Here is a 14770-nt window from a genome sequence, read left to right as displayed (position 1 = left end):
AAGAATTTATCATATCTATCTCTTATGCACAATACACTCGTCCTTAAAGAATACAATTTTAATACTCTACCTGAGCTTGTTTTACACGAATCAGGTTACTACTGCCGGGGAATCGGTTATTGTTAACTATAAGACTATTCCCTGCAGGCAGCGTGCATAATAATTCTAATACAGGAGAGGTGTGAACGGGATGAAGAGCAGAGTCGCAGCCGTTATCCTTAGTATTCTGTTATTGGCAGCAGGAACAGGGATATGGACGGCAAATGAGGCAAAAGCAGCCGCAAGCCTGAGTGTTGTTGTTAACGGACAAGCCCTGCAGCTGACAGATTCGTCTACTTACAGGAACGGTGCTAATGTATTGGTTCCCTTGCGGGAAGTCGCTGAGGCGCTGAAGTACAAAATCATTTATGAAGGAAGTACAGGAACGGTAAAATTAAGCCGGGTAAACGAAGTGATTGAATTTAAGCTAAGCAGCCGGGATATCTTACTGGCCGACAAGCAAAAGGTAAGTTATGAAGGCTCTATTGAAACCAGACAGGGACGGTTGTATGTGCCGCTGTCTTTTCTGACCTCAATCGGACTGATAGCAGGATACAATCCGGCAGATAATCGGACAGAGATTTATTCACCTGAAGTTACAGCTGGAGCAGTAACTACTTTGCTTGCAACAGGACAGTATGAGGAGCTGCAAAAAAGGTATATCGGAGGCAGCAGTCAGGCTCTTGCCCTGCCGGTGATCCGGCAGAACTGGGAGCAGGTTGCTGGCGTTGCGGGGAACTATCTCGGGGTTAAATCTGCTGTCAGTGAGTGGAAAGAGGGTACATTCATTATTAAGAGCACATTGACCTTTTCTGCGTCAGAGGCTGTATTGACGCTGATTGTAGACAGTACCGGTAAATTGACCGGTCTGAAGCTTGCGCAGGCGACGGCTGAGAAGGCAGTAGCAGGTCAGCAGTAAGTGCAGATTCCCTGATCGAATTGGATATTAAAAACAGCCCCGGAGGCTTCGTACCGGGGCTGTTCGTGTAACATTCTATAAATCTGCCCTGCGCTTCCTGAAGCTGCGCAGCGGATGAGGTGCTGCAGGCATTTTGCCTAGCAGCTCGGAAGCGACTATACCAAGCATTACCAGGGCAGCTCCGGCATAGCCCTGCATCGATAGCTGCTCCCCGGCGAACCAGTAACCGAAGAAAGCGGCGAATACCGGCTCCAGTGAGAAGATCAATCCGGTGCGTGTCGGAGTCGTGTACTGCTGGGCAACAGGCTGCAGGATGAACCCGCAGGCGCTGCAGAGAATACCCAGAGCCAGAATAGCAATCCAGCCGGGCATGGAGGACGGCAGAGCAGGCGTTTCAAATATAGTGGATAATACAAGCGCATAGCCGCCTGCGAACCCTAACTGGAGGATACCGATATTCAGGGAGTCACAGCGCTTGACGGCTTTGGACGTGACCAGAATCTGCACGGCATAGAACAGGGCGGCCAGAATGCAGAGGAAATCGCCGGGCCGGATATGCAGTGAGCCGTTCAGCGTGAGCAGCCCGATGCCTGCGATTGCAAGAACAGCGCCGAAAATCTGCGGCGGGGCGACTTTTTTGCGGAAGACAAGGACTTCTAACAGCGGCACAAACACTACGGTCAGCGCAACCAGGAAACCGGCATTGGAGGTTGTGGTTGTCTGGAGGCCGAAGGTGATGCAGGTAAACACGCCGAGCAGCAGAAACCCTAATAATGCCCCGTATTTTAACGTCTGCATATTGATGCTTCGCAGCCGTTTATGAAACAGAATTGCCGCCAGTATAAAGGCGAGACCGAAACGCAGAGCGATCAGATTAAACTCTCCCATAGAATCAAGGCCCATTTTCATAAAAATGTAGGAGGAACCCCAGAACAGCGTTACCATTATGAGCAGCAGCTCGGCCTTAAGCGGCTTCATTCGTATCATCAGCATCCTTTTTCTTATCGTGTGAGTATAGTATAATACTGCCAAATACATAAGTTAACTGAATGTTTATCATGGTATGCATGAGAAAAATTCATAGATAGTACAGGAGCTGATTTTATGAGTCTTAGCAAATATGAGGTGTTCTTGAGCGTAGTGGAGCTGGGGAGTTTAACAAGAGCGGCTGAAGTGCTGGGTTTTACGCAGTCGGGAATCAGCCACACCATCAGCAGCCTGGAAAATGAGTTTGGTTTCCCATTGCTGCTTAGAAGCCGTTCCGGTGTAAAGCTGACGGGGGGTGGGGAGCAGGTGGTTCCGGCGATGCGGGAAATCCTCAAGTGGAATGAGCAGCTTAAGCAGCAGGTTGCCGATATTCACGGCCTTGAGACCGGGACGATTACGATCGGCACCTTCACCAGCGTGTCTGTATATTGGCTGCCGGGTATGATTAAGGAATTCCGCAAGGAATATCCGTATATTGAGTTCAAGCTGATGGAAGGAGGGTACTACGAAATTGAACAATGGATCGAGTCAGGAATGATTGACTGCGGATTCATCTCTTTGCCGACGCGTGACAAATTCGAGGTGTTTCCGCTGAAGCAGGACCGCATGCTCGCCGTTCTCTCCAGGGAGCACCCGCTGTCGAATGCTCCCTATATGCCGCTTGCGCAGATCGCTCATGAGGACTTTATCATCCAGAAGCCGGGCTCAGACTATGATGCGAGACGGGTGCTGGACAAGGCGGGAATTAAGCCCAATATTAAATTTACCGTTGGCGACGATTCGGCGATTATTGCCATGGTGGAGAACGGGCTGGGCATCAGCATTCTGCCGGAAATGATCATCACCCGCCAGAACCATAATGTAGCCATGCTGGAGCTGGAGGAGCGCAGCTTTCGATCGCTGGGAATAGCTGTTCATTCACTAAAATATGCTTCGCCTGCCACACGCAGATTTCTTAAGCATGCGCAGGATTGGCTGAGGCAAGAGCCGGGGTGATGTCATCAGGACTTGGATGAATAGAACGGTTAATGCTGTCTCCAGACAATCTTTCCAAGCTGGTTGATATATACTTCGCTATCGTCGCTATAAGCATAGGATAATCCGTTATGGAATGGTTCGGCCCATGAAAGAGTCGGCGCTATAACCCATTCACCTGCCTTGTTAATAAAACCCGTTTTCTCCAGCGATTCAGCTGCGGCCAGCCCGTCATGAAAATCGCTGGCTGCTTCAAATGTAAAAGGTATTACCTGTTTGCCTGTGGGATCAATGTAACCTGCTTTTCCGTCTACTTTAACTGCGGCTAATCCTTCTGCAAAGGAATGAACAGCATCGTACACTGCTGGTATAGTTAACTGGCCGCTTTTATCAATAAATCCAAATTTAGATCCCTTTTGTACTGCTGCCAGACCAGAATGGAAGGGACTTGCCTGTGAATAATTTGTATTAACAACAACAGTTCCTTTTTTATCGAGATAAAGATATTTTCCCTGAAATGATACGAGGGCCAGCCCTTCTGAAAAGTCGGCGGCACTATCGTATAAGGCCTTAATTACGACTTTACCATCAGCATTAATGTACCCGTATTTTGTCCCTATCTGCACGGCTGCGAGACCTTCGGAAAATGGATTAGCCTTGTTAAATTGCGGCGGTATAATGCTGGTCCCGGTTAAATCCATATAGCCGTATTTTGATACAGTACTGAGCGTCCGGTATGCCGCCAGTCCCTCTGAGAAGGCCTTTGCATCATAGTAATTATCTTTTGGAATAACAATTTTTCCTTTTTGATTTATGAAACCTGTGAACTTCCCTCCGGAATATACAATGGCCAGCCCTTCATTAAAATGATAGGCATCTGTAAACCTGGTCTGATAATCAATGATCACTTTCCCCTGGCTGTTGATGTAACCGAATTTTCCCCCGATTGACACCGGAAACAGATTCTCATTGGCGTATAAAGCAACAATTTTGGGACCGCTGTACCATCTCACTTGATGATTCCCCGCTTCACCTATAAAACGGAGAGGAACATAGGTAACTCCATTTATTATTTCCGGTGCTGATGGAAGGCTATAAGGCATGTTATTGATCCGGGCTGTCTTTTGATTGACTGTCAGATTGACTACAGTATCCGTATTTGTATTTACCCCGGTTATGGATTTTGCCGCCGGATCATAGCTAACTTTGAAGCCTAATGTAGCAAAAATATCGGTAAAAGGAACCAGAACGGCATTGTTTTTCATTATTGGAGAGTGTGCAGAGTGCAGGCTTTCACCATGCAAAACCACTTTTATGTCATTGCTTGCAAAAACACCTTCACGGCTGGCCGTGGAAATAAAAAGCATTGTGATCAATGATGAGAACATTATTTTTAATACATTTCGCATTGACTGCAGCTCCTCTATAAACTGTATATGGGATAAAATGGAATTCTATGGATGCGTACTATATTATACTTGATTATTTGCATAAAAAATACAAATTTCATTGTGACAGACTGGTTATGGTACAATATTAAAAGTTTCATATGAAAGCGAATTCATTCAAGGAGGAGTTAGATGAAACAGCTTCGCATTGGAATGATCGGTTACAAGTTTATGGGTAAGGCGCACAGTAACGCATACCGCAGTCTGCCGATGTTTTTTCCGCAGGCGCTGAAGCCTGAGATGGCAGTCATTTGCGGACGCAATGAAGAGGCAGTGTCCGCGGCAGCCGGCCAGCTGGGCTGGTCCGAGAGTGTGACAGACTGGAAAGAGCTGGTCGCGAGAGAGGATATCGACCTTATTGATATCAATGCGCCAAGCAACGCTCATAAGGAAATTGCTCTGGCAGCGGCTAAGGCGGGCAAGCATATTTTCTGTGAAAAACCGCTGGCGCTGAATCTGGCAGATTCACGTGAGATGCTGGAAGCAGCTGATGCTGCCGGTGTAAAACATATGATTGGCTTCAACTACCGCTTCTCACCTGCAGTAAGGCTGGCGAAAAGGCTGATCGAGAGCGGACGGCTCGGGCAAATCTATCATTTCCGCGCCTGGTTTTTGCAGGACTGGATTCTTGATCCGGAATTTCCGCTCGTCTGGAGGCTGCAGAAGGAGGTAGCCGGCTCCGGTTCACACGGAGATCTGGGCGCCCATCTGATTGATCTGGCGCATTTCCTGGTTGGCGATGTTCAGGAGGTAATTGGAATGAGCGAAACGTTCGTCAAGGAGCGCCCGTTGGCCTCAGAGATGACCGGACTCAGCGCGAGAGCCGGCAAGGACGCGCCGAGAGGCCCTGTCACTGTAGATGATGCGACACTGTTCCTTGCCCGCTTCACCGGCGGAGCTATCGGGAGCTTTGAAGCAACGCGGTTTGCTGCAGGGCACCGTTCGACGAATGCTTTTGAAATCAACGGCAGCCTGGGCAGCGTGAAATTCGACTTCGAGCGGATGAATGAGCTGGAGGTTTACCTTACTTCCGACGCCGAAGATGTACAGGGCTTCCGTCGTGTGCTCGCTACGGATCCGGCGCATGATTATGCGGAGGCCTGGTGGCCGCCCGGCCATACGATCGGCTTCGAGCATACGTTCATCCATGAAATGCTGGAGCTGTCCTCGGCTATTGCCGAAGACCGTCAGCCGGAGCCGAATTTTAATGACGGCGTGAAATGTCAGGCAGTGCTGGAAGCAGTAGAGCGTTCCATCGAGGAACGGCGCTGGGTTCAGGTATCTGAGATGTAGGTAGCAGACTGCCGAACAGTTCAGCGTTTATTGGCCAACAGCAACCTTTCCATGGTACAGCGCGTTTAGAGAAGTAGAAATCATGGAAAGGCGGCTGAATATGTCCAGATTGAAAATAACAGGAATCGGCTTTGGTTTGATCAGCCTGCTGCTTGCAGGCTGCGCAGATCCAGGGGATGTGACCGGTAAGGCTTCACCTGCAGCAAGCTCTTCTAAGGCCGTGTCTCCATCCGCCGGACAGATTGCGGCAGATCCCGAGAAGGTACAACTCTTCCTGACAGAGGAAAGCATAATCAACGGGGATATATATCTGGAGGACAATCTGGTCCATATAAATATTGTGGGGCTCGACAGCGGTCTTGAGCAGCGTTTTGCCGAAAAATTCACCTCCGGCAGCTATATTCTGCACGATGTGAAATATTCTGCCGGTGAGCTTGAAGCAGCACAGAAATTGCTGGCAGACAAGGATTTGCATAATCAGCTTAATCTCTACGGTTCATGGATTGATGTCAAACAGAACAAGCTTGGCATTACCGTACCCGACGATTACCTGGAGGCTGCCGAACAGACTCTCAATAAGCTGATTGATCCCGGAATGCTGCGCTTTGAGGTGCAGGAGCTGGGTGAGCCAAGCGTAACCGGAACCATTGTTGAAGTGAAGTCAGGGACTGTAGGCAGTATTCTGATCCTGGAACCGGGAAAAGAGGACCCGACCTACTGGTTCTCCTTCAATGACCGCTCGGAGCTTTATGATGCTGACGGGCAGAAAATAGAGTCCACCGGATTGAAAAAGGGACAGCAGGTGCATATCTGGGGGACGGGAACCGTTCTGGATTCGCTGCCTGCCCAGGCCACCGTCCGGAGAATTGAACTAATGGAGTAACCGCAAATATGCAAATAAGAAAGAGCACCCTTCACAACTGCTGAATGGTGCTCTTTCTGCACTGGAAAAGTCCATTATTTTCTCATCGCAGAAGGAGTTGTTCCTTTGTATTGCTTATACAGCTTAGTGAAGTAATTGGGGTTGTCACAGCCTACTTTTCCGGCAATTTCAGTAATGGTATCATCTGTCTCCAGCAGCAGGCGTTCAGCCTCATTAACCCTGCACAGGTTCACGTAGTCAATGAAGGTGCGGCCGGTCAGTTTTTTGAATGTTTTGCAGAAATGATAGGGGTTGAGATTTACGAACTTTGCTGCAAAATCGATGCTGATTTTCTCGTCATAATGGCTGTCCAGATACTCCAGCAGCGGCTTGAAGCGCTCCCGGTTGACCGAATAGCGTTCACTCTGCTGCCTGCCCTCCACCTGCTGCGGGGGAAAGGAGCGGGCCAGCAGGGTAAAGAACAAATGAAGCTGGTTCTTTACCACCAGTTGAAAAGCCGGACCCTTATGCTGCACTTCATGAATCACCGATTCCAGCAGCGTATAGTAGGCAGAGCAGGCAGAAAGATTGTCCGCCGGCTTTACCGGGAACTGGTAACGGTTATTCAAGTAAGGAGCCACAAACTGCTCATGCTGGGAGTCCTGGTTCCTGTCCTTGAACAGCGAGGCATGGAACACGATGGATACAAACTCAATATCTCCGCCAGAGAGACTATAACCGACGTGCAGTCCGCCGGAAGGCACAATAATGACGTCTCCCGCCGATGCATGATAAGGCTTGCTGTCTACATGAAAGATAGCGCTGCCCTTTTGCATAACAATAATTTCAAAATGCTCATGCCAGTGCAGGAACAGTATATTCTGCTCAGGCCGGGCATCCCTGCATCCGTTGAAGAATACGCGGAAGGGATAGGTTTTCTCTTCAAGCTGGGGGTATTCCTTGAGCTCTTTCGGATAGGACATGCCGGGTTCAACTCCCACAAGATTCAGCTATATTAGCACAAGATAAGGAGAGATTTTGCTTATAATGAGCCTTATACTTGGTTTATTCAGTTAACTATAAACCAATATTGGAGTGGTAAACAAGATGGAAGATACATTGAGAATCGGTACACTGGTCGGAGGAGGGGACGCAGTAAGAGTGATTCCTCAGATTGCACGCCACGGCTTTGAATCCTACAGCCTGACCTTCTGGCAGACTACAGGCAAGACGGATCTGGCAGACACGGCAGCGCGGGTGCGGGAGCTGGCCGAGGAGCACCAGTTTGTCATTTCAGCGATCGGGGTGTTCGGCAATCCGCTAACCGGAACCGGCGATAATGCAGATACACTGGCAAGCTGGGAACGGCTGATTGATCACGCCCATTTATTCGGGACCGATATCGTAAACGGTTTCACCGGACGGCTGACCGGCCTGTCCATTGATGAATCCCTGCCCAAATTTGCGGAAGTATTCGGAGAGCTGTCCAAAAGAGCTGCAGATAAAGGAGTCAGAATCGCTTTTGAAAATTGCTCCATGGACGGCAGCTGGAAGACCGGTGACTGGAACATAGCGCATAACCCTACTGCCTGGGAGAAGATGTTCAATGCTGTACCGGCTGACAATATCGGACTGGAGTGGGAGCCCTGCCATCAGATGGTACAGCTGATTGATCCCATTCCGCAGCTGCGCAAATGGACGGATAAGATATTCCATGTACACGGCAAAGACGCAACGATTGCCTGGGACATCGTGAAGGAATATGGCATCCACGGACCCAAGGACTATGTGTGGCACCGCACTCCGGGCTTCGGGGATACTAACTGGACCGATGTGATCAGCATCCTTCGCCAGGCCGGATACAAGGGCACCATTGACATTGAAGGCTGGCATGACCCGGTTTACCGCGATCATCTGGAAATGACCGGACAGGTTCATGCGCTGAACTATCTGAAATCTTGCCGGGGAGGCAGCTTTGTCCCCAATCCGGTCTAAAGGAGGCTTAACATGACGGTACAATATCGGGTGGCTGTGGCCGGCTGCGGCGCAATGTCTAATGAATGGATCAGTTATGCCCTAAAGCGGCCGGATACAGAAATTGTAGCTCTGGTCGATATCCGGCTGGAGGCAGCTGAAGCAATGGCCGGCAAGCACGGCCTTGCCGCGGCTGCATTTACGGATATTAAGCAGGCAATCAAGGAGACTGGGGCGAATCTGGTATTTGATGTGACCTTTCCCTCAAGTCATTATCACATTGCTTCTTCTGCGCTTGAGCTGGGCTGCAACGTGTTCAGTGAGAAGCCCCTGGCGGAATCGCTGGAGCAGTGCAGCGAGATTGTAGCAGTTGCCGGACGAACCGGCCGCTCACATGCGGTTATGCAGAACCGGCGCTATGACCCGCGCATCCGCTCGCTTAGACGGCTGATTGAAGCGGGTACGGTTGGCAGGATTGGCTATGTGGGTGCAAGCTTTTTCCTGGCGCCGCATTTTGGCGGCTTCCGGGATGCCATGGACAGCCCGCTGCTGCTGGATATGGCGATTCATACCTTTGACCAGGCACGGTTCATCAGCGGAGCAGACCCGGTTACCGTGTACTGCCAGGAATTCAACCCTCCGGGCTCCTGGTATGCCGGCAATGCCGCCGCTGTCTGTATCTTTGAGATGTCGGACGGCTCCGTATTCTGCTATCAGGGCTCGTGGTGTGCGGAAGGTGCACCTACCTCCTGGGAGGCCTCTTGGCGGGTTCAAGGTGAGCGGGGTGCAATCCTGTGGGATGGTACGGGAATGCCTTATGCCGAGGTGATCCGGGACAAAGGAACCAATGAACAGTTTCTGCGTGAATACGAGCGGCTCGAAGGAGCTCAGGTACCGATGGAAGAAACCTTCCATCACGGCTGCCTCCGCGAAATGTTCCAGTCGCTCATTGAGCAGCGCCCGGCTGAAACAGACTGCCGTGACAATATTTACAGTATGGCTATGGTCTTCGGTGCACTGGAGAGCGCCAGGACGGGCCGCAAGCTGGAAATCGCCAGCTTGTTGAACCCTTCCGGTCAAGCGCTTCAGCAGGAAGCCGGAATTTAACCGAAAATGATAATGACAAAGAGGCTGTCCCGCGTTCTGCAGATGCTGCAGGAGGGAACGGCCTCTTTTTTACACCCCGAAAAATGTTAGAAACCTCTGTACTGCGGCTCTTCCTTCTCCAGCTGGGCTACCCGGCCTTCAACCTGCACAACAATTTGCTGGGTCTGTTCAGCTGCACTGGTAAACAGGGTTTTGGCTTCCTCATTCTGGGTTTCCAATGCGAACTGCTCGAGGCTGGCCTGGGCGCTTTTTAGCGAAGACAGGCAGGTTTTTACTTGCGAAGCAACAGTCATGACTTGTTATCCCTCCACATTCATAAGTAACAGCTATCATCTAGTATTGACTGTATAGCCGGGGGTAATGCTGGAAAATTCAAGCAGACGCTCTGATTAGAAATATCAGAAGTTCGAAGAGCAGCGAGTAAATCCCCCCTCTTTTGACAAATAATGAATATGGCATAAGCACGAACATAACTGTAATTTACGGGGGGATCAACATGCCGGAATGGCTTGAGGTTGTTGTACGAACCATATTTGCTGTTGTAGTCTTGTTCTTTTTGACCAAGCTGCTTGGCAAAAGACAGGTTTCACAGCTTTCTTTTTTTGAGTATATTACAGGAATTACAGTGGGGAGTCTGGCAGCATACATCTCGCTGGATACAGACAAAACATGGCATCTGGGCCTGATTGCGCTAGTTGTCTGGGTAGCTTTTTCTCTGGGAATTGAATATCTGCAGATTAAAAGCAAGAAAGCCCGAGATTTCATTGATTTCAAATCAACCGTACTGATCAAGGACGGCAAGATTATGGAGGATAAGCTGCGTAAAGAAAAGCTGACTACAGATGAACTGCTGGAAGAGCTGCGCAAAAAGGATGTTTTTACGGTGGCCGATGTTGAGTTTGCCATTATGGAGTCGGACGGTGCTATTAATGTTCTGCTCAAAAAGGAAAATCAGCCGCTGACGCCCAAGGATCTTGGGATTAAGGTGGCACCCGAAAAGGAGTCGCAGGCTGTCATCATGGACGGCAAAATACTGGATGAACCCCTTGATACGCTGAACTTGTCGCGCAGCTGGCTGAAGGGGGAGCTGGAAAAACAGGGTCTTACTGTGGAAAATGTTTTTCTCGGGCAGGTGGATTCCTACGGGGAGCTTACGGTTGATCTGTATGCCGATAAGGTGCGGGTGCCGCAGCCCCAGGACAAGCCCCAGCTCTATGCCCTTCTCAAAAAATGCGAAGCGGATCTGGAGCTGTTCAGCCTGTCCACCAGCAATGAGGAAGCGAAGCAGATGTACGGAGAGAGTTCGGTCAGACTGCAGAAGCTGCTTCAGGAATTAAAGCCCTATATTCAGGCAAACTAAGTCAGATTCACCATATATCCGGAGGAGGCGGGAAGAAATGGCGGAAAGTGTTCTGGATGCCATACAGGACCAGCTGCGAGGCTGCAGCGATGCTGTATACCAGTCTATTAATATTCACGGGCATTCCTGCATGCTGATCTATATCCCGTCCATCGTGGATACCCTCAGCCTGCAGGAATTCGTCGCTTCCCCGCTGAAGTCCGAGGCCAATGCAGAGCCGGACTGGTCCGGCTTCCTAAAGCGTCTGGATCACGGATCAGCCTTTGCCATTCCCTATATCAAGGTATATGAGATAGACAGGGCGGTGGAGCTGGCTGTCAGCGGCAATGCGGTGCTCTGCATAGAAGGGTTGCCGTTTCTGTACTACTTCGAGATTACCCATTATCAGAAAAGAGCGGTCTCCGAGTCGCAGAATGAGCTGGTCGTAATCGGGCCCCAGGAGGCCTTCATCGAGGATGTGGCCACCAATCTGTCGCTGCTGCGCCACAAGATCAAGCATGCTGACCTGAAGACCAAGCACTTTTCTATCGGAAAATACACAAAGACCGATGTGTATGTAGTCTATATTGAAGGCCTCTACAAGCCGGAAATCCTTGCTGAGATTGAGGATGTTCTGGTTAATCTGAATATTGACGGCGTACTTGGCATCAGCTCCATCGCCGAGCATGTGAAGCAGGGCAAATTCTCGCCTTTTCCGGTCTTCCAGTATACGGAGCGTCCCGATTCCGTGGCTGCTTCGCTGATGGAAGGCCGTGTCGGCATAATGCAGGACGGTACGCCTTCCGCCATACTGACGCCGGTGACCCTTTTATCGCTGCTGCAGTCGTCGGAAGATTACTATCAGAGCTTTTACGCCGGTAGCTGGATCAGGCTTATCCGCTTTTTCTTTTCGCTGATTTCCATGGTGCTCCCGGCTTTATATGTTGCGATCACTACGTTTCATTCGCAGATTATTCCGTCTGACCTGCTGCTGACCATTGCGGCTGCACGCGAAAACATTCCCTTCTCTGCGCTTACGGAAGCCCTTATTATGGAGCTGACCTTTGAAGCGCTCAGAGAAGCCGGCACCCGGATTCCGAAGCCTGTCGGACAGACCGTTTCCATTATCGGCGGTATTGTCATCGGCCAGGCAGCGGTGCAGGCGGGTATCGTGTCTGCACCGATGGTCATTGTCGTCTCGATAACCGGGATTGCGTCGTACATTATTCCGCATCTGGAGCTGGGGCTAACCTTCAGGCTGCTGCGGTTCGTGCTGCTGATGTTTGGAGGCACTATGGGACTGCTGGGGGTTATCGTTGCTGTCTTTATTATTTACGGGCATCTGGCGCATCTAAAATCATTTGGAACGCCGTACCTGCAGCCGTTAGCGCCGCTGATTCTGGAGGACTGGAAGGATACTCTGCTGCGTGTTCCTAACCCGTTCATGACCAAGCGGAGCACCTCCTTTACCGGCAGTACAAATGACAGGAGGCAGAGACCGAAATGAAGCTGCTCAAGCTGGGACTGGCTCTGCTGCTGCTGCTCAACCTGACCGGCTGCTCCAAGATTGAGCTGGATCAGCTGACGTTTATTTTCGGAATCTATATAGACGCCGGAGCGGAGCCCGGAACGGTTGAACTATCCATCAGCTCGCCGCTGCCTAACCGTCTGGTATCCGGTACACAATCCGGAACTGCCCAGGGAAAAAGCTATTCAACAGTAACCAAAACGGCGCACTCAATTACGGATGCCATAATCATGATTCAAAAGGATCTCTCCCGCCGTCTGGAAATCTCACATATCAAAGCGATTGTCATCGGCAAAGAGTATGCGGCAAACGGTATCCATGAACTGCTTGAATGGTGTAAGCGGCAGCCGGAGATTCCGATAGGTACCTACATCATGGCAGCTCCGGGTAAGGCCAAGGAGATCGCCGGATTATCCGCAATCTTTGAGCAGCTGCCGTCCCAGGTGCTGAGAAACTTTTCGGAGCTGAACCTGACTTACGCTACAACCATACGGGATTGTCTGCTCGCGGAGTCCAACAATATGGGATATGCCATGAACTTTCTGTCGTTTGGCGAGAAGGAGGAGAAAGATCAGGGTGAGCCGGTGAAGTGGGCAGGGGTGCAGGGGGTGATGCTCTTCAGCGGTATGAAAATGACAGGAACCTTAAACAGCGATGAGAGCAGGGCGCTTTCCTGGGCCGCCGGAGACCTGTCCGGGCATGTAACACTTCCTATGTACACTGTAATGTGGAACGAGCAGGAAAGCAAAGGAAAGGCGAGCGCTCTTTTCTATAATAATACTGTATCCAGAAAGGTACGGATTACAGCAGACGGGCCTGTTTTCTACATCAAATTGAAGGGAAAGGCCAGTGTCACTCTTTTTGATGATAATAATACGGACGAGGCCATTGATCACAGCAGTCTGATCCGGCGCAAGTTAGAGGAGCGGATTACTTCAGAAGTGAAGAAAGCAATAGAGCATACTCAGGAAGCGGGAGCAGATGTTCTACAGCTTGGGATGCTGCTTGAGTGGAACCACCCTAGGGAATGGAAGAAGCTAAAAGAACGCTGGAATGAATACTATACCCGCGCAGAGATCATTGTGACGACAGATATAAGCATTGTTGATTTTGGGGCAAGCAAATAAAGGGTCGGGAGAAGGAGGGCTTATGCGTACAACAAACTGGCAAATGTTCCGTTTCAGCCTGGTCTATTTCAACTCCCAAACGTCCATTTTTCTGATACCCATTATCATTACCGGTTCAGGATATCAGGGCTGGATATCGGTGCTGATCGGCAGCGCGCTGTCGGTAATCCTGCTATTTTTTATGATAAAGGTAGGTAAGCTGAAGGCGGGCCAAGGCTGGGTCCAGTTCGGTGACCAGTACATGGGGAAGTGGGGTCATCGATTGATGGTGTTCATATTGTTATGCTGGTCCGTCTATTATGCTTCTCTGGACATTGAAAATTTTGTGCTGTTCTTCGGATCGAATTATATGCGGGGAACCCCTCCGCTCTTAATTCAGCTTGTGCTGGGGATAGTCATTGCTTACACGGCCGCCAAAGGATTGGCTACGATCGTTTATATGGCTGACGGTGTTTTCCTGCTCCTTATTGTCACCACATTCTTTTCTCTATATCTTTTTCTGCCGAATGCCAATTTTCAGATGCTGCCTGCGTTTATCCACTACTTTGATCCAGGGATCACAATAAGGGATGCATATGCTGTAACCTCATGGTTTGCAGAATGGGTGGTGTTCCTGTTTGTAGCGCCTGAGCTGAAAATTAACAATAATATGCTGAAAAAGGTTCTCCTTGCTGAACTGGTACTGACTGTACTTGTGGTGGCCGGGTGGGCACTCACCATGCTTAATTTCGGGCCGCATCTGGGAAAAGATCTGCAGTATCCTTACCTCGATATGGTGCGCAGTTCTTCCCATGACGATATTCTGGGAAATCTGGACCCTATCCTGATCGGTATCTGGTCCGCTTCCATGTTCATTCACAGCTCCTTTCTAATTTATGCGGCCAGCAAATGTGCCCTGTATCTGACCAAGCAGAAGGGGAAGAAGCTGATGGTTCCGGGCCTTACCCTGTGTTCGGTCCTCATCGCCTATCTCTATTCCCGCAACATCACCAGATACCACGAGGATTTCAACTCATACGTTGTGGCGGCCATCTGGCTGGCTGTTGAATGTATTCCCGTCTACTACGCTATGACAGCCTTCCTGAAATCGAAGATAAATAAGCCTGCAGGCTGAATGCTGCGACTTATTTATTATAATTTGGATGCGCTTTCTGGTATGATTAAGCTTTAGT

The 14770-nt window shown here is 50.0% G+C and carries 14 protein-coding genes; 10 read left to right on the top strand and 4 right to left on the bottom strand.

What is annotated here, in order from left to right; translation table 11 throughout:
* Positions 1–190 precede the first annotated feature (190 nt).
* Entirely contained in the window at positions 191–958 is a 768-nt protein-coding gene (locus AWJ19_RS19090) for a stalk domain-containing protein (protein ID WP_068726139.1), read from the top strand.
* Between the two features lie 75 nt (positions 959–1033).
* Here AWJ19_RS19090 and AWJ19_RS19085 read toward each other — a convergent pair whose 3' ends face one another.
* Complete coding sequence (locus AWJ19_RS19085) at positions 1034–1936, bottom strand: DMT family transporter (protein WP_068726137.1); 903 nt, start codon at positions 1934–1936, stop codon at positions 1034–1036.
* Between the two features lie 126 nt (positions 1937–2062).
* On the opposite strand from AWJ19_RS19085, the gene AWJ19_RS19080 reads away from it, so the two are divergent.
* Positions 2063–2941: a LysR family transcriptional regulator gene (locus AWJ19_RS19080; protein ID WP_068726135.1), complete on the top strand. Its 879-nt coding sequence runs from the start codon at positions 2063–2065 to the stop codon at positions 2939–2941.
* Positions 2942–2970: 29 nt separating this feature from the next.
* On the opposite strand, the gene AWJ19_RS19075 is transcribed toward AWJ19_RS19080, so the two are convergent.
* Positions 2971–4329, bottom strand: coding sequence for a WG repeat-containing protein (locus tag AWJ19_RS19075; protein ID WP_068726133.1), 1359 nt, complete (start codon positions 4327–4329; stop codon positions 2971–2973).
* A gap of 171 nt (positions 4330–4500) precedes the next feature.
* On the opposite strand from AWJ19_RS19075, the gene AWJ19_RS19070 reads away from it, so the two are divergent.
* Together AWJ19_RS19070 and AWJ19_RS19065 are read left to right on the top strand one after the other, a co-directional pair.
* Positions 4501–5661, top strand: a complete 1161-nt coding sequence (locus AWJ19_RS19070; RefSeq protein ID WP_068726131.1) for a Gfo/Idh/MocA family oxidoreductase — start codon at positions 4501–4503, stop codon at positions 5659–5661.
* 100 nt (positions 5662–5761) lie between these two features.
* Complete coding sequence (locus AWJ19_RS19065) at positions 5762–6544, top strand: DUF3221 domain-containing protein (RefSeq protein WP_157890050.1); 783 nt, start codon at positions 5762–5764, stop codon at positions 6542–6544.
* A 74-nt stretch (positions 6545–6618) separates the two neighbouring features.
* On the opposite strand, the gene AWJ19_RS19060 is transcribed toward AWJ19_RS19065, so the two are convergent.
* On the bottom strand, positions 6619–7506 hold the full coding sequence (locus AWJ19_RS19060; protein ID WP_068726127.1) for an AraC family transcriptional regulator: 888 nt from the start codon (positions 7504–7506) through the stop codon (positions 6619–6621).
* 124 nt (positions 7507–7630) lie between these two features.
* On the opposite strand from AWJ19_RS19060, the gene AWJ19_RS19055 reads away from it, so the two are divergent.
* Together AWJ19_RS19055 and AWJ19_RS19050 are read left to right on the top strand one after the other, a co-directional pair.
* Positions 7631–8518: a sugar phosphate isomerase/epimerase gene (locus tag AWJ19_RS19055; protein WP_068726125.1), complete on the top strand. Its 888-nt coding sequence runs from the start codon at positions 7631–7633 to the stop codon at positions 8516–8518.
* Positions 8519–8530: 12 nt separating this feature from the next.
* A complete protein-coding gene (locus AWJ19_RS19050; RefSeq protein WP_068726123.1) occupies positions 8531–9604 on the top strand; it encodes a Gfo/Idh/MocA family oxidoreductase in 1074 nt (357 codons plus the stop codon).
* An 86-nt stretch (positions 9605–9690) separates the two neighbouring features.
* On the opposite strand, the gene AWJ19_RS19045 is transcribed toward AWJ19_RS19050, so the two are convergent.
* On the bottom strand, positions 9691–9897 hold the full coding sequence (locus tag AWJ19_RS19045; RefSeq protein WP_068726121.1) for a DUF1657 domain-containing protein: 207 nt from the start codon (positions 9895–9897) through the stop codon (positions 9691–9693).
* A 203-nt stretch (positions 9898–10100) separates the two neighbouring features.
* Between AWJ19_RS19045 and AWJ19_RS19040 the strand changes: the two genes are divergently transcribed.
* From AWJ19_RS19040 to AWJ19_RS19025, 4 genes are read left to right on the top strand one after another with little or no spacing between them, the layout of a single operon-like run.
* Complete coding sequence (locus tag AWJ19_RS19040) at positions 10101–10964, top strand: DUF421 domain-containing protein (protein WP_068726119.1); 864 nt, start codon at positions 10101–10103, stop codon at positions 10962–10964.
* A 37-nt stretch (positions 10965–11001) separates the two neighbouring features.
* Positions 11002–12450, top strand: coding sequence for a spore germination protein (locus tag AWJ19_RS19035; protein ID WP_068726118.1), 1449 nt, complete (start codon positions 11002–11004; stop codon positions 12448–12450).
* On the top strand, positions 12447–13598 hold the full coding sequence (locus tag AWJ19_RS19030) for a Ger(x)C family spore germination protein (RefSeq protein ID WP_068726116.1): 1152 nt from the start codon (positions 12447–12449) through the stop codon (positions 13596–13598). The genes AWJ19_RS19035 and AWJ19_RS19030 overlap by 4 nt, the downstream gene beginning before the upstream one ends.
* A gap of 22 nt (positions 13599–13620) precedes the next feature.
* Entirely contained in the window at positions 13621–14712 is a 1092-nt protein-coding gene (locus AWJ19_RS19025) for a GerAB/ArcD/ProY family transporter (RefSeq protein WP_068726114.1), read from the top strand.
* The last annotated feature ends 58 nt before the right edge of the window (positions 14713–14770 follow it).

The organism is Paenibacillus sp. DMB5 (genome assembly GCF_001517085.1).
Taxonomy (GTDB): domain Bacteria; phylum Bacillota; class Bacilli; order Paenibacillales; family Paenibacillaceae; genus Paenibacillus_AQ.
The sequence above is the reverse complement of the archived record's forward strand: the minus strand, read 5'-3'. Positions and strand labels throughout refer to the sequence as shown.